This window comes from Humidesulfovibrio sp. (genome assembly GCF_030689645.1).
In the GTDB taxonomy this organism is placed as follows: Bacteria; Desulfobacterota; Desulfovibrionia; order Desulfovibrionales; family Desulfovibrionaceae; genus Humidesulfovibrio.
On sequence record NZ_JAUYFU010000086.1, the window covers coordinates 54764 to 73327 of the forward strand.

An 18564-nucleotide genomic window follows, 5' to 3' on the forward strand; every position below is an offset into this window, starting at 1 on the left:
GGTTCTATTTGGCCGCCGGGGCGTCGTGCTTGCCGCCGGGCTTGGGCCACTTCTGCGGGTCGTCCTTGAAGAGCTTGTAGTTGATGGAATCAACCAGAGCCTGCCAACTGGCCTCGATGATGTTGTGCGAGACGCCAACGGTGGTCCAGCGGTCCAGCTTGTCGCCGGACTCGATGAGCACGCGTACGTAGGAGGCCGTGCCGCCGCCGTTCTTGTCCACCAGGGACATGACGCGCACCTTGAAGTCAAGGAGGCGCATCTGCGCCAGGTTGGGGTAGGAGGGCTCCAGGGCGCGGCGCAGGGCCATGTCCAGCGCGTTCACCGGGCCTCGGCCCGTGGCCGCCGTGTGGGCCACCTCGCCGCGCACCTGCAACATCACCGTGGCCTCGGAGAACGGCTCCGCGTCCACGCTCATGGCGTCCAGCACGCGGAAGTTCACCAGCTGGAAGTAGCGTTTGCTCCAGCCCATCATGCGGAAGAACAGGATCTCGTAGCTGGCCTCGGCCACGGAATAGTCGTAGCCCGTGGATTCCCGGCGCTTGAGTTCGGCCAGGAGGTCCAGCACCGCTGGATCGTCCTTGTCCAGGTCGTAGCCGTACTGCCGGGCCTTGAACAGGATGTTGCTGCGGCCCGCAAGGTCGGAAAGCAGCACGCGGCTCGCATTGCCTACATGGGCCGGGTCGATGTGCTCGTAGGTTTGCGGGTTCTTCACAACTGCGCTCACGTGGATGCCGCCCTTGTGGGCGAAGGCCGAGCCGCCCACGTAGGGCTGGCGCGGGAAAGGCCGCTGGTTGGCGGTCTCCGCCACGTAGTTGGCCACCCGGGCGAGCTTCTTCATGTTCTCCGGCCCGATGGTGCGCACGCCGAGCTTCAGCTCCAGGTTGGGGATGATGGAGCAGAGGTTGGCGTTGCCGCAGCGTTCGCCATAGCCGTTCATGGTGCCCTGCACCTGCACCGCGCCCAGGCGCACCGCCTCAATGCTGTTGGCCACGGCCAGTTCTGCGTCGTTGTGGGTGTGGATGCCCAGGGCCGCGCCGGGAAGCGCCGCTTGGACCTTCTGGATGATCTCCGAGACCTCCATGGGCATTGTTCCGCCGTTGGTGTCGCAGAGCACCAGCACGTCGGTCCCGGCCTCGCGCGCGGCTTTGAGGCAGGCGATGGCATACTCAGGGTTGGCCTTGAAACCGTCGAAGAAGTGCTCCGCGTCGAAGAACAGCTCCTTCAGGCTTGGCCGCAAAAAGGCCAGGCTGCCGGAGATGAGCTCCAGGTTGCGCGGCAGGCTCACGCGCAGGGCGTGGGTCACGTGGAAGTCCCAGGTCTTGCCGAAGATGGCGGCAGCCGTGACCTGGGCCTCGATGATGGCCTTGAGGTTCGGATCGCTCTCGGGCGATGTCTTGGCGCTGTGGGTGCTGCCAAAGGCCGAGATTACGGCGTTCTTCATTTCGTAATTCGTGATTTCCTTGAAGAACTGCCTGTCCGTCGGGTTTGATCCGGGCCAGCCGCCCTCAATGTAGTGCACGCCTAGCTCGTCCAGTTTGTGCGCAATGCGGATCTTGTCCTCGGTGGTGAGGTGTAGTTCTTCCGCCTGTGTGCCGTCCCGGAGAGTGGTGTCGTAGATGCTGGCCTGGCGCATGGTCATCCTTGTGCTATGGAGTTAGCCGACAAAAACCTGGTGCAGGGTTCGCACCGCGAGTTCCGTGTATTTGTCCTCGATGAGGCAGGAGAGCTTGATTTCTGAGGTGCTGATCATCAGAATGTTGATGTTCTCGTCGCGCATGGCGCGGAAGGCCTGGGCCGCAACGCCGGAATGGTTGCGCATGCCCACGCCGATGACCGAGACCTTGGCCACGTTCTTGTCGGACAAAAGGGCCTTGTAGCCGATCTCGCCCTTGAGGCCCTCAAGGAGCTTCAGGGTGGCATCCAGGTCGGCGCGGGTGACGGTGAAGGTGATGTCCGTGCGGCCCTCGCGGCTGGGGTTCTGCACGATCATGTCCACCAGGATCTTCTTCTCCGCGATGGGCGTGAAGATGGAGGCGCAGACGCCGGGTTCGTCGATGACGCCCACCAGCGTGACCTGGGCCTGGTCCTTGTCGTAGGCGACTCCCGAAACCTGCACTGCTTCCATTATCTTATCCTCCTGGGTGACGATGGTGCCGGGCTCGTCGCTGAAGGTCGAGCGCACATGCACCGCAACGTTGTATTTCTTGGCGAATTCCACAGAGCGGATCTGGAGCACTTTCGCGCCCATGCTGGCCATCTCGAGCATCTCTTCGTAGGAGATGCGCTCGAGCTTCTTCGCGTCCGCGCAAATATTGGGGTCGGTGGTGAACACGCCGGGCACGTCGGTGTAGATCTCGCACATCTCGGCCTTGAGCGCCGCAGCAACGGCTACAGCCGAGGTGTCGGACCCGCCGCGGCCCAGGGTGGTGATGCGTCCGTGGGCGTCCACGCCTTGGAAACCCGCCACCACGAGAACGTCGTAGTCCTCCAGCATCCCAACCAGCTTCTGGTCGTCTATGCTCTCGATTCTGGCGCGTCCGTAGGAGTCGTCGCTGATGATGGGGATCTGGAAGCCGAGCACGGAGCGGCAGTTGATGCCCTCGTCCTTGGCCATCATGGCGAACAGCGCCACGGAAATCTGCTCTCCAGTGGAGACGAGGCTGTCCATCTCCGCCGGGTCCGGGGTTTGGGACCACTGCTTCGACAGGGCGATGAGACGGTTGGTCTCTCCCGCCATGGCCGAAAGCACCACGATGACTTTGTCGCCGTTGGCCAGCGGGCGGCGAACATTGTTCAGCACCTGCTTCATGCACTCCAGATTGCGTACGGAGGTGCCGCCGAATTTCTGCACCACGATGTTCTTCATCTTGAGAAATCCTTCTGCCATTGGTTAAGCGTGGGAGCCAGGGCCTCAAGCAGGCCGTCGGCCGCCTTTCCCCATGCCCTGATTTCGAGCGCCCGTCCAGAGGCAACCGGCGACCAAAGAAGGTGCAAGGCCTCTTCGGGCCAATCCCGGCGGGGCAGGTTCTCTATCCATTCGGCCACCACCAGAACATCCTTCGCATCCAGGGCGTCCAGGAATTCTTCGGGCGCGGCCCCGATGACGCGATACAAGTCGAAGTGGGCGACCTGCGGCCTGGTGGGGTACATGTTCACGATGTTGAAGCTGGGGCTAGAGACCTCGGCCTCGTGCGCGCCGGGCAGGGCGGCCACCAGCCCCCGCACCAGGGTGGTCTTTCCGGCGCCCAGCGGTCCAGAGAGCAGCAGCGGCAAAGGCCCGCCAACTGCGCTCCTGGCGCGGGTCAAGGCCTGGCCAAGCGCAGCGCCAAGGGCCAGCGTGCTCTCTGCGTCGTTAAGATGAAGCTGCACGGGTTGGCCTACTTGTGGTGCTCCAGAAGGGTGCGCAGGATGTCTTCCTTGCCTACCACGCCAACCAGCTTGCCTCCGTCCATCACGGGCAGGGTGTAGAGCTTCTCGTTCACCATGACCGTGGCGATCTCGTCGATGGCCGTCTGCGGAGTGACGAACTTCGGGTGCGGTGTCATGGCCTGGGAGACAGTGCTGGCTGCTATCTTCTGGATTTCGCGCTCGAAGTCCTCGCGGCTTGAGAGGGCGATGAACCCGTCAAGCATGGAGAACAACGAGGGCATTGTGACCTGCTTCTGCTGGGCCACGAGGTCGCTCTGGCAGAGCACGCCCACCAGCTTGCCGCTGGCGTCCAGCACGGGCGCGCCGTTGATCTTGCGGTCGATGAGCAGGGCCACGGCGGTGCGGATGTCGGTGTCGGGCGAAAGGGTCACGGGTTCCGGGGTCATTATGTCGATGGCCTTCAGCATTGTGTACGCTCCTTCAAAACGAGTGGGAGGGTGTGGGCGATTTCAGTCGGAAGGTTGCCACGTCCGGGAAAGTCGCGGGCCAGGATCGCGCCGCATAGGGCATGCCAATAGACGCCAAGGCAGGCGGCCATAAGGGGCGGAATGCCGCGCGCCAGGCAGGCGGCCATGACGCCCGCGAGCACGTCGCCCGAGCCGCCCACGGCCAGATTCGGCGCGGCGATGGGGCAGAGGTGCAGCAGGCCGTTCTGGCCCACAAGGGTTCCTGCGCCTTTGAGGGTAAGCACCTGCGGGTGCGCCTGGGTGAAGCGCCGCGCCGCTCCCGGCCGGTCGGCCTGGAGTTCGCCCATGCCCATGCCCAGGATGCGCGCCATTTCACCGGGATGCGGGGTGAGCACCGCATCCTTCGGCAGGTCGGCCATGAGTTTAGGCGACTGGGCCAGATGGAACAGGGCGTCGGCGTCGAAGATGCACGGAGGAGCCCAGGCCTTGCCCATGTCCACGCTGAAGTGCTGGGTGAAAGCCTGGGCGAAGCTGGCCAGAAAGGCTGCTGCGCCGACATCGCGCCCAAGGCCCGGCCCCAGGACGATGGCGTCGAAGCGGCTCAGGTGCGGCAGAAGCTCCGCCAGGCACTCGGGAGACCACTGCGCCGAGTCGGAGGGGCCAAGGGGCAAGGCCATGAGATCCGCCATGCCTGCCTTGATTTCTGAAAGCACGCCACGCGGGCAGGCCAGGGTGACCAGCCCGGCTCCGGCGCGCAAGGCGCCAAGACCGCAGAGCTGCGCCGCGCCGGTGAGGCCTTCGCTGCCGCCGATGACGAGCACATGCCCGGCCTTGCCCTTGTGAAGATCAAGGACAGGAGCTTTCAGAAGGTCCAGAATATCGTCGCCTATGGCTTGCTGGCCAGCGGGCGCGGCCAGGGTGACGGCGCGCGGGATGCCGATGTGCCGGGGCGTGAGAATGCCGACATAAGGCGCGGCGTGGGGCAGGGCGGTGCCGATCTTGCCAGCATGAAAAGCCACGGTGGTGTCCGCGTGCACGGCCACTGGCTTGGGCAGCCCTGTTGTGCCGCACAGGCCGGAAGGGATGTCCAGGGCCAGCACAAAAGATTCCGCGCCAAGGGCGTTCATGGCTGTGACCAGCTGCGCGCCTTCTGGGGAAAGCGCCCCGTTGAATCCGGTGCCCAGGAAGCCGTCTACCAGGATGTCCGGGCGGTCCAGCGCGCCCAGGATCTGTCCGGCGCGCTCCAGGGGCAGGTGCCGGAACTCCACGCCCGCGCGACGGGCAAGGTCCAGGTGATACTTGGCCTCGGCGCGGTAGGCGCTTCTCGGCTTGGTATGCAGAACGAGGGGGATGGCCCCTTCGTCCAGCAGCCTGCGGGCCAGCACAAAGGCGTCTCCGCCATTGTTGCCTCCCCCGGCGATGAGCACGGCGCTGGCTCCGGCGAGGGGGCCGAAATCCTGCTCAAGCACGGTCAGGGCCTCGGCCCCGGCGTTTTCCATGAGCAGTTCGGCCTTCAGGCCGTAGTCCTTGATGGCTGCCTGATCCCAGGCGGCCATTTCGGCAGGGGTTGGCAAGGGTTGAAACATGTATCCTCCTGGGAAACGGTGCGGAACAGCGGACCTTACAGGGGAGCGCCCTCCAGAATGACGACTGCGGCGGCAACGTCGCGACCATGGGTCAGGGAAAGGTGCAGCCGCTCGGCCCCCATGGCGTTTGCCAGCTCTTGCGCCCTGCCAGAGAGCAGCAGGGTGGGCGCGCCCGAAGGCAGGGAGCGCACCTCGATGCTCTTCATGGTGACGCCGTTGGCGAATCCGGTGCCCAGGGCCTTGGCGCAGGCCTCCTTGGCGGCGAAGCGCGCGGCGACAAAGGGAGCCGGATCGTTTTCGGGCATGGCGGCGGTTTCCCCTGGGGTGAGCACGCGGGACGTGAAGCGCGCGCCGAAGCGCGACAAGCTGTCGCGAATGCGGCTGATTTCAGCCACGTCAAGTCCCACGCCCAGGATCATAGGCCGCTCCCTAGTCCGCGAACCCGCGCAGGATATCCACCATGTCGCGGGTGGCTTGGCGCAGGCCGGTGTAAATGGCCCGGGCCATGATGCTGTGGCCGATGGAGTACTCGTGGATGCCGGGCACGCGCGCAAAGGGCAGCACGTTGACGTAGTTGAGGCCGTGCCCCAGATTCACCTTGAGACCCAGACCTTGCGCATGTCGGATGCCTGCAAGGATCTTGTCCAGCTCGGCCTGGCGCTCAGCCGGGGTGCGCGCATCGGCGTAGTGGCCGGTGTGCAGCTCGATGAACTGCGCCCCGGTCTGGCTGGCTGCGTCGATCTGGTCAAGGTCGGCGTCGATGAACAGGCTGGCCTGGATCTCGCGCTCAAGCAGCGGCGCCAGGAAGGCCGAGAGCTCGCCCTCGCGGCCCAGGCAGTTGAGCCCGCCCTCGGTTGTGAGCTCCTGGCGTTTCTCGGGCACCAGGCACACTGTGTCCGGGCCGACGGCCAGGGCGATCTGCTGCATTTCCCGCGTGGCGGCCATTTCCAGGTTCAACCTTGTGTTCACTGTGCGCCGCAAAATTTCCACGTCGCGGTCCTGAATGTGCCTTCTGTCCTCGCGCAGGTGCACGATGATGCCCGAGGCGCCGCCAAGCTCCGCCTCATGTGCGCCCAGCACGGGATCGGGCTCCTGGCCCAGGCGGGCTTGGCGCAGAGTGGCGACGTGATCGACGTTGACGGAGAGAAGGGGCATAGGTACCTCCAATTTGGGGGGGCGTTCACTTTTTTTGTACGCTTTCCCAGGGGCAAAGGCAACAGCGCCAGTTCCTTGGCGCACATGGACCGGGTGCTGCTCTTCGCTGGTTGCGCTGTGGCTGCGAGCTGGCCCGCGCGTTGACATCACCTCCCCGGGAAGGTACCCCTACGCACTCAAAGAGCAACCACAACGCACGTTTCACGTCAGGAGCCAGTTCATGAATGTCTGCATCGTCGGCACCGGATATGTCGGCCTGGTCACTGCGGCCTGCCTCTCGGAAATGGGCAACCACGTGCGCTGCGTGGACAAGAGCGCGCAGGTGGTGGAAACCCTCCGCGCCGGTCGCATCCATATATTCGAGCCCGGACTTGAGGAACTGGTGCGTCGCAACACCGCCGAGGGCCGCCTGACCTTCACAACAAGCCTGGACGATGGACTCTCCTTTGACGGCGACGGGGCGGAGTTCGCCTTCATCTGCGTTGGTACGCCCTCCGGCGAGGACGGCGTGTGTGATCTTTGCTTCGTGGATGCCGTGGCCGAGGAGATCGGCCGCACGGTGAGCCGCCCGCTCATCGTGGTGAACAAATCCACTGTGCCCGTGGGCACGGCTGACCGCGTGCGCGGCATACTGGACCGCGAGCTGGCTGCGCGCGGTCTGACCCTTGACGTGGACGTGGTGTCCAACCCGGAATTTCTCAAAGAAGGCGACGCGGTGAAGGACTTCATGAAGCCTGATCGCGTCATCGTGGGCACGGAGAACCAGAAGAGCGCGGAGATGCTCAAGGCGCTTTACGCCCCCTTCGCCCGCAGCCGCGAAAAGCTCATCATCATGGGCGTGCGCAGCGCGGAGATGACCAAGTATGCGGCCAACTGCATGCTGGCCACCAAGATTTCCTTCATCAACGAGGTGGCCAACATCTGCGAGCGCGTGGGGGCCGACGTTTCCGAGGTGCGCCTCGGGATAGGCAGCGACCACCGCATCGGCTACGACTTCATCTACCCCGGCGTGGGCTACGGCGGCTCGTGCTTCCCCAAGGACGTGAAGGCTTTTCTGGGCACTGCGCGTGAGGCCGGGTACGAGGCTGCGCTCATCGACGCCGTGGACCAGGTGAACACCCGCCAGAAACAGGTGCTGGCCGAAAAGGTGATCAAGCATTTCGAGCCGCTTGGCGGCGTGGCGGGCAAGACGCTGGCTGTTTGGGGCCTGGCTTTCAAGGCCAATACGGACGACATCCGCGAGGCCCCGGCCTTGGCCATCATCAATGAACTGTCCGCGCGCGGCATGCGCGTGCGCGCCTTTGATCCGGTGGCCCGAGAACGCGCTGCAGGCGAGCTTTCTGGCAATGCCCTGGTCGAGCTGGTCGCCAACCAGTATGAAGCTCTGGATGGAGCCGACGCACTGGCTGTGGTGACGGATTGGAATCAGTTTCGCAACCCGGACTTCGCTGGTATGGCCCGCAAGCTGGCCGGGCGTGTGATCTTCGATGGCCGCAACCTCTACCAGCCGGAGCTGCTTGCCCGGTTCGGCCTCAAACATTACGGCATCGGCCGTTAACGGCGCCGGGGTTCTGCACCCCGTGCTCCTGCGGTTACGGCCCGAACGGAATGCACCGGGAGGACCATGCGCATCAAGAAACAGGCTCCGATTGAGATAATCCTCAGTCCCTTCAACCGTTTTTTCAAAACCAGCGCTGCGGGCGGCCTGCTTCTTATGGCCTGCACCGCCGCAGCCATGATCTGGGCCAACTCGCCCTTTGGCGACTCCTACGCCCGGCTGCAGGATGTCCACCTCACTGTTGGCGCGGGTAAGTCTGAGCTTTCCCTGTCGTTGCTGCACTGGGTGAACGACGGGCTCATGGCGGTGTTCTTCTTCGTCGTGGGGCTGGAGATCAAGCGCGAGATCCTGGCGGGCGAGCTTTCCAGCGCCCGCAAGGCGCTCTTGCCCATCGCCGCCGCCGTGGGCGGCATGGTGGTGCCTGCTGCGGTGTATCTGGCCTTCACCTGGGGCACGGGCAACGAGCGCGGTTGGGGCGTCCCCATGGCCACGGACATCGCCTTCACCCTGGGCGTGCTGTCGCTTTTGGGCAGGCGCATCCCGGCCAGCCTCAAGGTCTTTCTTACGGCTCTGGCCATTGCCGACGACATCGGCGCGGTGCTGATCATCGCGCTGTTCTATGGCGGGCAGCTCAATCTTCCCGCCTTGGCGCTGGGTTTGGCGCTGCTGGCGGGCATGGCCGGGGCCAACGCGCTGGGCGTGCGCAGAACCGTGGTTTATTTCCTTCTTGGCGCTGCGGCTTGGCTGTGCTTCTACAACTCCGGCGTTCACGCCACCGTGGCCGGGGTGCTGGCGGCCATGACCATTCCCGCGCGGTCGCGCATGGGCGTGGGGGAAATGCTTGAGAAGAGCCGCCGCCTGCTGGATCAGTTGAAGAACGAGCACCATGGCGGCAACATGCTGGGCAGCGACCGGCTGCACAAGATCGTTTTGACCCTGCGCAAAGCCTGCCAAGACGCCGAGACTCCGTTGCAGCGACTCGACGCCCGGCTGCATCCCTGGGTGGCCTTCGCCATCATGCCCGTCTTCGCTCTGGCCAATGGCGGGGTGGCGCTTTCAGGCGATGTGCTCTCTGCTTTGTCCAGCCCCTTGTCGTTGGGAGTTGGGCTTGGCTTGGCCCTGGGCAAGCCCGTGGGCGTCTGCCTGGCTACCCTGGCCATGATCCGCCTGGGGCTGAGCCCGAAGCTGCCGGGCGTGACCTCGCGCCACCTGCTGGGCGCAGGCTGTCTGGCCGGCATCGGCTTCACCATGTCCATCTTCGTGGCGGGCCTGGCCTTTCCTGGCCCGCAGCAGACGGACCTGGCCAAGCTCGGCATCCTGTCCGGATCGCTCATCTCGGCCCTGGCTGGGTGGGCCGTGCTGCGCGGTTTGCCGGAAATAGCAGATGAAAGCTAGCGCGCGCGGCTAAAAACGCTCCAGGTGCACGCGCTCCGGGCGGTACCTGTCCTCGCGCTTCTTTTCTTCCGCCGGGTATCCCACGGGGATGAAGGAGTGGGGGATGACGCCTTCGGGAGCGCCAAAGAGCTTTGCAAAGGCCTCCACCCGCTCCGGCATGGGGTGGACACCCGTCCACACCGCGCCCAGGCCCAGGCTGTGGGCCGCCAGCAGCAGGTTCTCCACCGCCGCTGCGCAGTCGATGACCCAATAGCCCGCATACTTCTCCACCCGCGTGTCGCCGCAGACCAGAATGCCCAACTGGGCCTTCGCGGCCATGGTCGCGTGGGGATGAATGCGGGCGATCTCTTCAAGCCGGGCCTTGTCCCGCACCACAACAAACTGCCAGGGCTGCTGGTTGCCTGCGCTCGGCGCGGCCATGGCCGCCACAAGCAGTTCCTTGACCTGCTCCTCGCCCACAGGCTGGTCCGTATACTTGCGGATGCTGCGGCGGCTCAGGATAGCGTCTAGTGTGTCCATGCGGTCCTCCTGTGCATGTTTTATGGCCTCATGTTCGAATTTCTGACGTCAGTTGCTGTGGCGGTCCCGGAGCTTGCCTTCGCGCTCGCCGGACCAGCTCCGGCCTCGGGAACCGGATGAGTGCGGCCGCTCCAGTCACTCCAGGCCACCAGCCGCCCGGTGTCGTCAAAATATGCCGCACATTCCGCAAAACCTGTCTTTTGTCTGAACAGCGCCGCCATTACCGGGCTGGCGTTGACGTAGGCCGCATCGAGAAAACGGCGTGCGTGAGGGGGCGCGGATCCGTCGGCCTGGGCGGGCCATTCCGCCGGATGGATTGCGAACCAGGCATAGGTGCCGAAGAAGCTGGCCTGTTGGCTCAGGCGAAGCAACTCTGAACGCTCTAAGCGTAGGAAGCGCAGAACAGGGTGGGGCGCGGCAAGGTCAAAGATCGTCGCCGTGGTCACGCGCACTTCCTGGCCGTCCTCTAGAACCACCTTCCAATAGTAGGGAGAAAATGCGTCGGGCGTTATGCTCACTCGCTCCACTGAGGTGCCGCGCGCGGTGAGCAGTGCCTCGTAGCGGGCCTGCATGTCCAGGCGCAGCGCGTTGCCGAGCATGGGATAGCCCAGCAGGAGGCCAAGGCCGCACAGAGCCAGTGTTTGGCTTTGCCGGGGCGAAAGCCGGGCGGCAAGGGCGAAGCTCAGGAGCGCCAGGGTGAAGATCGGGTCCACAATGAACACGCCCTCGAAGCTTATGCGTGTGTTGGAGAAGGGCGTGAAGAGTTGGGTGCCGAAGGTTGTCGCCACATCCAGAAACAGGTGCGTCATAAGGGCCAGAGCGGCAGCCATGAAGCCATGGCGCAGGGGCGCATCTGCGCCCAGCCTGCGTGCGGCCCAGGCCAGCAAGAGGGCGAAAAACGGCAGGAAGAATATCGAGTGCGTGAGGCCCCGGTGGTGCAGCAGGTAAGATTCCGGGCCGAGCAGGCCCGAAAGGCTGTCTACGTCGGGGATGGTGGCCGCGACGCAGCAGAGCAGGGTGAAGCCGCGCGCAGCGGCTTTTCCCGGCAGAAGCGCCGGGCGCAGGGCCTGGGCGGTAAGCAGGCCCGCAGCAAGATGGGTGACGGGCTCCATGCTTTCTTCCATACTTCAGCCAAAAGCGAAAAGCAAAGCATCCCGCAGTGCTTCTCTGGCCGCCCTAGGCTACGGTTGACCTGCGCCCCAATGGCGAGTAGTAATTCTGGTCCGGCACCGCCGTGACTTCAACCTTTCAGGAGCAGCCGCCAATGCGCAAACCGACCATCGGACTCAGCCTCGAAGGCTTGCCGTCCATCGGCCTTTCGGCCTTCGCCACCCTGGTCTTCGCGGCCCTGGGCTGGTGGCTTCTGGCCCTCATCCTCCTCTTCGTCACCTGCTTCGTGGTGCATTTTTTCCGCGATCCCGAGCGCGTGGCGCCGGAGGATCTGGATGCCGTGATTTCCCCGGCGGACGGGCGCATCATCAAGGTGGACTTCGCTCCGGACCCCGTGAGCGGCCAGATTCGCCAGGTGGTCTGCGTGTTCATGAACGTGTTCGACGTGCATGTGAACCGCGCCCCGGTGGAGGGCAGCGTGGAGCTGATCCGCTACATCCCCGGCAAGTTCTTCAACGCCAGCCTGGATAAGGCCAGCACCGACAACGAGCGCAATATCGTCGTCATGGGCCGCGGCAAGGACCGTTTCACCATGGTGCAGATCGCCGGACTCATCGCGCGGCGCATCGTGTGCTGGGCCGAGCCGGGCGACATCCTGCGCCGGGGCGAGCGCTTTGGCCTTATCAAGTTCGGGTCCAGAGTTGACCTCTATCTGCCCGACGACTATGCTGTTAAGGTCTACGTGGGCGAGACTGTCCGCGCGGGCGAGACGGCCCTCGCCGTCCGCAAATAATATTGCCGGAATCAGCCGGGAGAAATAATGGCCAAGGATAAGGCTTTGCCCCGTCATAAGGGCGTGTACATACTTCCGAACCTGTTCACCACGGCGAGCCTGTTTCTGGGTTTCCTGGGCATGATATGGTCCATTGAGGGCAAGTTTGAGTACACGGCGTTGTGCATCCTTGGGTCGTGCCTCTTCGACGGCCTGGACGGCAAGGTTGCCCGGCTGACCAACACCACCAGCGAATTCGGCGTGCAGTTCGACTCCCTGGCCGACCTTGTGGCCTTTGGCGCAACGCCGGGGCTCATGATGTACCAGTGGCACCTCTCTGAGTTCGGCACCCTGGGCCTTATGGCCTCGTTCCTGCTTCTGACCTGCGGCGCCCTTCGTCTCGCGCGGTTCAACGTGCAGGCTGCGGTCACCAGCAAGAAGTTCTTCATCGGTCTGCCCATTCCGGCCCAGGCCAGCACGCTGGCTTCGTTGGTGATCTTTGCGCCGCATCTGCCCGAGTCTTGGGCCGCCGACGTATTGCCCACCGCCAGTCTGGTGCTCGTGTACGTGTTGTCCTTTCTTATGGTCAGCACCATGCGCTACGCCTCCTTCAAGGAATACGGGTTCATCAAGGCCCACCCCTTCAGCTCCATGGTCACCGTCATCCTGCTCTTCGTCATGGTTGCCTCCAGGCCAAAGATGCTGGGCTTCGTCTTCTTCATGGCCTATATCATCAGCGGCCCGCTCTACACTCTTTTCATCCTCTCCCCCCGCAGCTCCAAGCTTCAGCGAGACTCGCAGAAGGGGCCGCAAGCCAGCTAGAACCATACGCCGAGAGGCCCGGCTGTTTCGAACGCAGGCCCTTGAGTCTTGATGCGCGCGTTGCGCAGGGGATGAGACAACACCTGCTCTTCAGGTGCGGAATCTGTTGATCTGCTCTGGTTGCGGATCTCATGCCTGTCGCGTTGGGCCTAGCGAATCCAGGTGTTCCGTCACTCTGGCTGGCCGAGATGATTTCGCCTCCTCGTACGAGGAACTCCGCCTCCACCTTTTCTTTGCCCCATTGCTGAAAGGGCGCTTCTTTTCCGCTCAGAGGGTCCGTTTCCTCCCCATCGGGACGCAGTGAATGCAGCGCGTCAGCTCTTGCTGGCGTCTCAAGGACTTGTTTCGCATTCAATGTAGTTGAGCGCTCACTTTTTTCTTGACTCAAGTGGCGCAAACAGGTTTTTTGGAGCCCGTGCCACAGGTTCGGACAACATGAGAACTTCGAGGAGGGATGATGTACGTAGGTCTGAAGATGCTGCGCAACTTCGTCACAGTTACGCCCAAGACCCCGGTGCTTGAGGCTCAGAAGCTTCTTGATGAGAGCCGCTTGGGCATGTTGCTGGTGGTGGATGGCGGCAAGCTTCTGGGCTATGTGCGGCCTGAGGATCTCTCTGCATCTTTGCCGAGCATCATGACCTCTCTCGACAAGCACGAGATCAAGTACCTCATGAGCCGCCTCACGGTTGAACGCATAATCCGAAAGGACATCAAGACCATACCGCCGGAAACCGAGGTCGAGGCTGCTGCGGACATGATGTTCGAACGCAACCTCGCCGGGCTTGCGGTAGTGGACCATCAGGGCCAGTTGATCGGATACATCAACCGCAGCGTCATGCTTGATGTGCTGGTGGAGGAGATGGGCCACCGAGAGGGAGGCTCGCGCATCACCTTCGAGGCCAACGACCGCCCCGGCGTGCTGCACGAGGTTGCCGGGATCATCGCGGGCATGGGCCTTTCCATCATCTCAACAGGCACCTTCTTTCACGGCGGAAAACGCATCGTTGTGGTTCGCGTGGATACGCGCGACGCCTCCCCCATTGCTGCGGCCCTGCAGGATCGCGGCTACAAGGTCATGGGTCCCATGGACTTCATGCACGAGTGGCAGTGATGACCAAGACGACACCGCTCCTTGAAGTGAAGGGCGTGACGCTGACCTTCAAGGGCATCGCCGCGCTCACCGATGTGTCCTTTTCCGTCGAGAAGGGGCGCATCGTCTCGCTCATCGGCCCCAACGGCGCGGGCAAGACCAGCATCCTCAACTGCATCAGCGGTCGCTACACGCCGGACTCTGGAGAAATCTATCTCGACGGCCAAGACATGCTGCGACTGGCCGCGCATAAGCGCGCCGCCATGGGTCTCTCGCGCACTTTTCAGAACATCGCGCTGTTCAAGGGGCTGTCCGTGCTCGACAACCTGATGGTTGGCCGACACCACCTCATCCACTACGGGCTATTGTCCGCCATTTTCTATCATGGCCGCGCAGTGGCGGATGAGAGCGTTCACCGTCGCCGCGTTGAGGATGTCATCGATTTCCTCGGGCTTTCACCCTACCGCCACCAGGCCGCTGGACATCTGCCCTATGGCGTGCAGAAGCGAGTGGAGCTGGGCCGGGCCCTGGCGGCTGAGCCGAAGCTCATTCTGCTGGACGAGCCCATGGCCGGCATGAACCTGGAAGAAACCGAGGACATGGCCCGCTACATCCTCGACATCTGCGAGGAGTGGGGCGCAACAGTGCTGCTCATCGAACACGACATGGGCGTGGTCATGGACATCTCCGACAAGATCGTGGTGCTGGACTTCGGCTCTGTCCTGGCGCAGGGGCGGCCCGACGAGATCAGCGCCGACCAGGCTGTCATTTCCGCTTATCTGGGCACGGAAGACGCCACCTTCATGGGCCGCTAACATCCCCCGAAAAGGAAACGCTTTTGACCAAAGCACACGAGACCACCCTGCCAGCACTGCTGCTCCGGCAGGCAAGTGAGCGCCCACGCAAGGCCGCCCTGCGCGAAAAGCAGTGGGGCGTCTGGCAGCCATTTTCCTGGCGCGACTACCTGGGGCTCACCGCGGAGTTCGCCTGCGGCCTGCGCGAGCTGGGCCTTGGCCGCGGCGACATGGTCATCATCATCGGCGACAACAGGCCGGAATGGCTTTTCGCCGAGCTTGGCATCCAGGCCTTGGGCGGCATGGCCCTTGGCCTGTACCAGGACTCCCCGCCAGAGGAGATCCGCTACATCTTCGAGCTTTCCGAGGCGCGGCTGGTTGTGGCCGAGGACCAGGAGCAGGTGGACAAGATGCTCACCCTGCGGCCAGATCTGCCGCTGCTCAAGCACATCGTGTACCACGATCCGAAGGGGCTTGCCGGCTGCAAGGAGCCAGGGCTCTTGAGTTTCGAGGCCGTGTGCGAGCTTGGCCGCAAAGCTGTGACTGACTCCGTGGCCGAGTTCACGGCCATGCTCGGACGCATCAAGCCCGGCGACGCGGCCCTTGTGGCCACAACCTCCGGCACCACGGGCCGGCCCAAGCTGGCCGTTCTCTCCCACCGCAACCTCTTGTCCATGGCCGCCAACCTTGGTCAGGTGGACCGCAAGCACCAGTCGGACGAATTCGTGTCCTTCCTGCCTCTGGCCTGGATGGGTGAGCAGATGATGGCCGTGGCCTCAAGCCTGCTCTTCGGGTTCTGCGTCAACTTCCCGGAAGAGCCGGACACTGTGCAGGCCAACATCCGCGAGATCGGCCCGCACCTGATCTTTTCGCCTCCGCGCGTGTGGGAGGGGCTGTCCGCCAAGGTGCGCGGCGACATTCTGGAGACAACGCCGGGCAAGCGCCTGCTTTACAACTTCTTCATGCCCTTGGGGCTCAAGTATGTGGACGAACGCTTCGCTGGCAAAAAGCCTGGACTGGCGGTCACGCTTGGCTACAAGCTGGCCGATCTGTGCCTGTTCCGCGCCCTGCGCGACAGGCTTGGTTTCTCGCGCATCCGCAGCGCCTCCACTGGCGGCGCCGCCCTTGGGCCGGACACCATCCGATTCTTCCACGCCCTCGGCGTCAACCTGAAGCAGATTTATGGCCAGACCGAGATCGCGGGCATCTCTTGCATCCACCGCGACGGAGCCATCGACTTCGATTCCGTGGGCCTGCCCATTCCAGAGACCGAGGTGCGCATTTCCGAGGGCGGCGAGATCCTCTCCAAAAGCCCGGCGGTGTTCATGGGCTACTACAAGAACGAAAAGGCCACGGCGGAGACCCTGAGCGATGGCTGGCTGCTCTCCGGCGATGCGGGGTTCTTTGACAACACCGGGCGGCTGGTGGTCATCGACCGTCTGAAGGATGTGATGCACCTGGCCTGCGGCACGCGCTTTTCCCCGCAGTTTCTCGAGAACAAGCTCAAGTTTTCTCCCTACGTGCGCGAGGCCGTGGTCCTGGGTCAGGGGCGGGAGCACGTGACCGCCATCGTCTGCATAGACATGAGCATCGTTGGGCACTGGGCGGAAGGGCGCATGATCACCTTCACCACCTACCAGGATCTTGCCGCCAAGGAGCAGGTGTACGCACTGGTGCGAGACGAGATCGAGCGCATCAACGCCAGCCTGCCCGAGGCCACCCGCATCCGCCGCTTTGCCTTGCTCTACAAGGAGCTGGACGCCGATGACGGCGAGTTGACCCGCACCCGCAAGGTGCGCCGGGGCACTATCAACGAGCGCTATGGCGCGCTCATAGAGGCCCTGTACACCGAGGCCTGCGCCCTGAACCTTGAGATGGAGATCCAGTACCAGGACGGACGCGTGCGCCAGATGTGCGGCGACATCCGCATAGAAACAGCGGGAGGCTGAAGCCGCGTGGAATACTATCTGCAACTTTTCATCAACGGCCTGGTGGTGGGCGGGATTTACAGTCTCGTGGCCCTGGGCTTCGTGGTCATCTACAAGGCCACCAAGGTCGTCAACTTCGCCCAGGGCGAGATGGTCATGGTCGGGGCCTACGTTTGCTTCGGCCTCACTGTGCAGCTCTCCATCCCCTTCGTGTGGGCGTTCTTCATGACGCTGGGCTTCTCCGTGGTGCTGGGCCTGCTGGTTGAGCGCCTGGCCCTGCGGCCCCTCATCGGGGAGGCGCACATCTGCGTGATCATGGTGACCATCGGCCTGTCCTCGGTGCTGAAGAGCATCGTCCAGCTCATTTGGGGCACGCAGATACGCGTGTACCCGGAGGTGCTGCCCAGCACGCCGGTGATGATCGCCGGGCTGCCTGTTGCGCCGGTGTACATTGCGGCCTTCGCGCTCTCTGCTGTGCTCTTTGGCCTGTTCACTTTGTTTTTCAAGTATTCGCGCATGGGCATTGCCATGCGGGCCACGGCCCATGACCAGCAGGCCGCCCAGAGCATGGGCATCGGCATCCGGGGCATCTTCGCCCTGTCCTGGTGCATCGCCAGCGTGGTGTCCACGGTCGGCGGCGTCATCCTCGGGAACATCAACGGCATCAACTCCCATCTGGGCGTGCTTGGCCTCAAGGTCTTTCCGGCGGTGATCCTGGGCGGCCTGGACAGCCTCCTGGGCGCGGCCCTGGGCGGGCTCATCATCGGCGTGCTTGAGAACGTCTGCGACGGTCTGGCCAAAGATCTCCTGGGCCTTGGCGGCTTCCGTGACGTGGCGGCATTCGTGGTGCTGGTGATTATCCTCATGATCCGCCCCTATGGGCTCTTCGGCACCAAAGACATCGAGCGGGTGTAGGCATGCAAGGCAATTGCGGACTCTTTTTTGAAAGCTACCGGGCCGAGGCCGGGTTGTTCAATACCGGCTTCCAGCGCTGGAGCCTGGGCCTTTTTGTTGCTTTGCTGCTGCTGTGCCCGCTGGTGCTGGACACTTATCTTCTCTCCGTCCTTAACCTCATGTGCATCGCGGTCATCGGCGCGGTGTCGCTCAATCTGCTCACCGGAATCTGCGGCCAGATATCCCTGGGCCACGGGGCGTTCATCGGGGTGGGAGCCTATGCGGCGGCACAGGCCACGCTGAACGGCGTGCCCTTCCTGGCCGCGCTTCTTCTGGGCGGCGGCGCGTCGGCCTTAGTGGGAATGTTCTTCGGCGTGCCTTCGCTGCGGCTCAAGGGCATTTACCTGGCCATCGCCACCCTGGCGGCGCAGCTCATCCTCGAATACGTGTTCCTGCACTGGGAGACCGCCACGGGCGGCTCGCGCGGGCTTATGCTTGAGCCTCCGAAGATTCTGGGCTTCTCCTTCGAGGGCGAGCGCCGCATGTTCTACCTGTTGTTCGCGGTGGCCGCCTGCACCCTCGCCGTCGTCGCCAACGTCATGCGCACGCGTCATGGCCGGGCCTTCGTGTCCATCCGCGACTTCTACCTTTCCGCCGAAATAGCTGGGGTGAACCTCTTCGCCTACAAGCTGGTCGCTTTCGGCCTGTCGTCGTTCCTGGCTGGCGTGGCCGGGGGGCTCTGGGCGCATTACACCCTGTTCCTCTCCGGTGAGCAGTTCGGCATCGGGCTGTCCATCACCTATCTGGCCATGATCGTCATCGGGGGCTTGGGCAGCATTGTCGGCTCGGTCATGGGCGCAGTGTTCATGACCCTTCTGCCTGAGGTGCTCACGGCGGCGACTCGTTCGCTCACCGGCGTGTTTCCGGACATCAGCAGCCAGTTGGCGGCCCTGCGGGAGGGCGTGTTCGGCCTCACCCTCATGCTTTTCCTGATCTTTGAGCCGGAAGGCCTTGCCAACCGCTGGCGGCTCGTCAAGTCATACTGGAAATTGTACCCCTTCGCCCACTAGGGGGGCCGGGGAGAACCACGTTTCGCATCAAGGGG

The 18564-nt window shown here is 63.6% G+C and carries 18 protein-coding genes; 9 read left to right on the plus strand and 9 right to left on the minus strand.

From position 1 onward, the window contains the following. Nucleotides 1-4 precede the first annotated feature (4 nt). From cimA to Q8O35_RS12110, 7 genes are read right to left on the minus strand one after another with little or no spacing between them, the layout of a single operon-like run. Complete coding sequence (gene cimA, locus Q8O35_RS12080) at nucleotides 5-1633, minus strand: citramalate synthase (RefSeq protein ID WP_305573640.1); 1629 nt, start codon at nucleotides 1631-1633, stop codon at nucleotides 5-7. Nucleotides 1634-1654: 21 nt separating this feature from the next. Continuing rightward, nucleotides 1655-2887 (minus strand): aspartate kinase, encoded by a 1233-nt coding sequence (locus tag Q8O35_RS12085; RefSeq protein ID WP_305573642.1) that lies wholly within the window; start codon nucleotides 2885-2887, stop codon nucleotides 1655-1657. Next, nucleotides 2863-3369, minus strand: a complete 507-nt coding sequence (locus Q8O35_RS12090; protein WP_305573645.1) for a tRNA (adenosine(37)-N6)-threonylcarbamoyltransferase complex ATPase subunit type 1 TsaE — start codon at nucleotides 3367-3369, stop codon at nucleotides 2863-2865. Before Q8O35_RS12090 ends, Q8O35_RS12085 begins: the two co-directional genes overlap by 25 nt. Nucleotides 3370-3377: 8 nt before the next feature. Continuing rightward, the gene (locus tag Q8O35_RS12095; RefSeq protein WP_305573647.1) at nucleotides 3378-3836 is read right to left on the minus strand and encodes a CBS domain-containing protein; all 459 of its coding nucleotides are present in this window, start codon (nucleotides 3834-3836) and stop codon (nucleotides 3378-3380) included. Next, nucleotides 3830-5422 (minus strand): NAD(P)H-hydrate dehydratase, encoded by a 1593-nt coding sequence (locus Q8O35_RS12100; RefSeq protein ID WP_305573649.1) that lies wholly within the window; start codon nucleotides 5420-5422, stop codon nucleotides 3830-3832. The genes Q8O35_RS12095 and Q8O35_RS12100 overlap by 7 nt, the downstream gene beginning before the upstream one ends. Before the next feature lie 35 nt (nucleotides 5423-5457). Next, nucleotides 5458-5841 (minus strand): holo-[acyl-carrier-protein] synthase, encoded by a 384-nt coding sequence (locus Q8O35_RS12105; protein WP_305573651.1) that lies wholly within the window; start codon nucleotides 5839-5841, stop codon nucleotides 5458-5460. A gap of 10 nt (nucleotides 5842-5851) precedes the next feature. Further along, the gene (locus tag Q8O35_RS12110; RefSeq protein WP_305573653.1) at nucleotides 5852-6577 is read right to left on the minus strand and encodes a pyridoxine 5'-phosphate synthase; all 726 of its coding nucleotides are present in this window, start codon (nucleotides 6575-6577) and stop codon (nucleotides 5852-5854) included. A gap of 220 nt (nucleotides 6578-6797) precedes the next feature. On the opposite strand from Q8O35_RS12110, the gene Q8O35_RS12115 reads away from it, so the two are divergent. Both Q8O35_RS12115 and nhaA read left to right on the plus strand, forming a co-directional pair. Beyond that, a complete protein-coding gene (locus Q8O35_RS12115) occupies nucleotides 6798-8135 on the plus strand; it encodes a UDP-glucose/GDP-mannose dehydrogenase family protein (RefSeq protein WP_305573655.1) in 1338 nt (445 codons plus the stop codon). Between the two features lie 66 nt (nucleotides 8136-8201). Beyond that, the gene (gene nhaA, locus Q8O35_RS12120) at nucleotides 8202-9530 is read left to right on the plus strand and encodes a Na+/H+ antiporter NhaA (protein ID WP_305573658.1); all 1329 of its coding nucleotides are present in this window, start codon (nucleotides 8202-8204) and stop codon (nucleotides 9528-9530) included. 9 nt (nucleotides 9531-9539) lie between these two features. Here the strand turns inward: nhaA and Q8O35_RS12125 are convergent, their stop codons facing one another. Together Q8O35_RS12125 and Q8O35_RS12130 are read right to left on the minus strand one after the other, a co-directional pair. Continuing rightward, nucleotides 9540-10049, minus strand: a complete 510-nt coding sequence (locus Q8O35_RS12125; RefSeq protein WP_305573660.1) for a nitroreductase family protein — start codon at nucleotides 10047-10049, stop codon at nucleotides 9540-9542. 20 nt (nucleotides 10050-10069) lie between these two features. Then, entirely contained in the window at nucleotides 10070-11161 is a 1092-nt protein-coding gene (locus Q8O35_RS12130) for a metal-dependent hydrolase (RefSeq protein WP_305573662.1), read from the minus strand. A 152-nt stretch (nucleotides 11162-11313) separates the two neighbouring features. Here Q8O35_RS12130 and Q8O35_RS12135 point away from each other — a divergent pair, with 152 nt between their 5' ends. From Q8O35_RS12135 to Q8O35_RS12165, 7 genes are all read left to right on the plus strand, one after another. Further along, entirely contained in the window at nucleotides 11314-11952 is a 639-nt protein-coding gene (locus Q8O35_RS12135; RefSeq protein ID WP_305573664.1) for a phosphatidylserine decarboxylase family protein, read from the plus strand. Between the two features lie 27 nt (nucleotides 11953-11979). Continuing rightward, a complete protein-coding gene (gene pssA / locus Q8O35_RS12140; RefSeq protein ID WP_305573666.1) occupies nucleotides 11980-12753 on the plus strand; it encodes a CDP-diacylglycerol--serine O-phosphatidyltransferase in 774 nt (257 codons plus the stop codon). Between the two features lie 457 nt (nucleotides 12754-13210). Next, nucleotides 13211-13864: a CBS domain-containing protein gene (locus Q8O35_RS12145; protein ID WP_305573668.1), complete on the plus strand. Its 654-nt coding sequence runs from the start codon at nucleotides 13211-13213 to the stop codon at nucleotides 13862-13864. Further along, the gene (locus Q8O35_RS12150; protein WP_305573670.1) at nucleotides 13864-14658 is read left to right on the plus strand and encodes an ABC transporter ATP-binding protein; all 795 of its coding nucleotides are present in this window, start codon (nucleotides 13864-13866) and stop codon (nucleotides 14656-14658) included. The genes Q8O35_RS12145 and Q8O35_RS12150 overlap by 1 nt, the downstream gene beginning before the upstream one ends. A 23-nt stretch (nucleotides 14659-14681) precedes the next feature. Then, on the plus strand, nucleotides 14682-16586 hold the full coding sequence (locus Q8O35_RS12155) for an AMP-binding protein (RefSeq protein WP_305573672.1): 1905 nt from the start codon (nucleotides 14682-14684) through the stop codon (nucleotides 16584-16586). A 6-nt stretch (nucleotides 16587-16592) separates the two neighbouring features. Next, nucleotides 16593-17480 carry a branched-chain amino acid ABC transporter permease gene (locus Q8O35_RS12160; RefSeq protein ID WP_305573674.1) on the plus strand — a complete coding sequence of 296 codons (888 nt, stop codon included), beginning with the start codon at nucleotides 16593-16595 and terminating at the stop codon, nucleotides 17478-17480. Between the two features lie 2 nt (nucleotides 17481-17482). Further along, nucleotides 17483-18529 (plus strand): branched-chain amino acid ABC transporter permease, encoded by a 1047-nt coding sequence (locus tag Q8O35_RS12165; RefSeq protein ID WP_305573676.1) that lies wholly within the window; start codon nucleotides 17483-17485, stop codon nucleotides 18527-18529. Nucleotides 18530-18564 lie beyond the last annotated feature (35 nt).

Bases quoted from the DNA above. Each gene is read 5' to 3' on its own strand.
- Q8O35_RS12150 (WP_305573670.1), top strand. From the start codon at position 13,864: ATGACCAAGACGACACCGCTCCTTGAAGTGAAGGGCGTGACGCTGACC.
- Q8O35_RS12110 (WP_305573653.1), bottom strand. From the start codon at position 6,577: ATGCCCCTTCTCTCCGTCAACGTCGATCACGTCGCCACTCTGCGCCAA.
- Q8O35_RS12125 (WP_305573660.1), bottom strand. From the start codon at position 10,049: ATGGACACACTAGACGCTATCCTGAGCCGCCGCAGCATCCGCAAGTAT.
- Q8O35_RS12130 (WP_305573662.1), bottom strand. From the start codon at position 11,161: ATGGAGCCCGTCACCCATCTTGCTGCGGGCCTGCTTACCGCCCAGGCC.
- Q8O35_RS12095 (WP_305573647.1), bottom strand. From the start codon at position 3,836: ATGCTGAAGGCCATCGACATAATGACCCCGGAACCCGTGACCCTTTCG.
- Q8O35_RS12105 (WP_305573651.1), bottom strand. From the start codon at position 5,841: ATGATCCTGGGCGTGGGACTTGACGTGGCTGAAATCAGCCGCATTCGC.
- Q8O35_RS12165 (WP_305573676.1), top strand. From the start codon at position 17,483: ATGCAAGGCAATTGCGGACTCTTTTTTGAAAGCTACCGGGCCGAGGCC.
- Q8O35_RS12085 (WP_305573642.1), bottom strand. From the start codon at position 2,887: ATGGCAGAAGGATTTCTCAAGATGAAGAACATCGTGGTGCAGAAATTC.
- Q8O35_RS12135 (WP_305573664.1), top strand. From the start codon at position 11,314: ATGCGCAAACCGACCATCGGACTCAGCCTCGAAGGCTTGCCGTCCATC.
- Q8O35_RS12145 (WP_305573668.1), top strand. From the start codon at position 13,211: ATGTACGTAGGTCTGAAGATGCTGCGCAACTTCGTCACAGTTACGCCC.
- Q8O35_RS12115 (WP_305573655.1), top strand. From the start codon at position 6,798: ATGAATGTCTGCATCGTCGGCACCGGATATGTCGGCCTGGTCACTGCG.
- cimA (WP_305573640.1), bottom strand. From the start codon at position 1,633: ATGCGCCAGGCCAGCATCTACGACACCACTCTCCGGGACGGCACACAG.
- nhaA (WP_305573658.1), top strand. From the start codon at position 8,202: ATGCGCATCAAGAAACAGGCTCCGATTGAGATAATCCTCAGTCCCTTC.
- Q8O35_RS12100 (WP_305573649.1), bottom strand. From the start codon at position 5,422: ATGTTTCAACCCTTGCCAACCCCTGCCGAAATGGCCGCCTGGGATCAG.
- pssA (WP_305573666.1), top strand. From the start codon at position 11,980: ATGGCCAAGGATAAGGCTTTGCCCCGTCATAAGGGCGTGTACATACTT.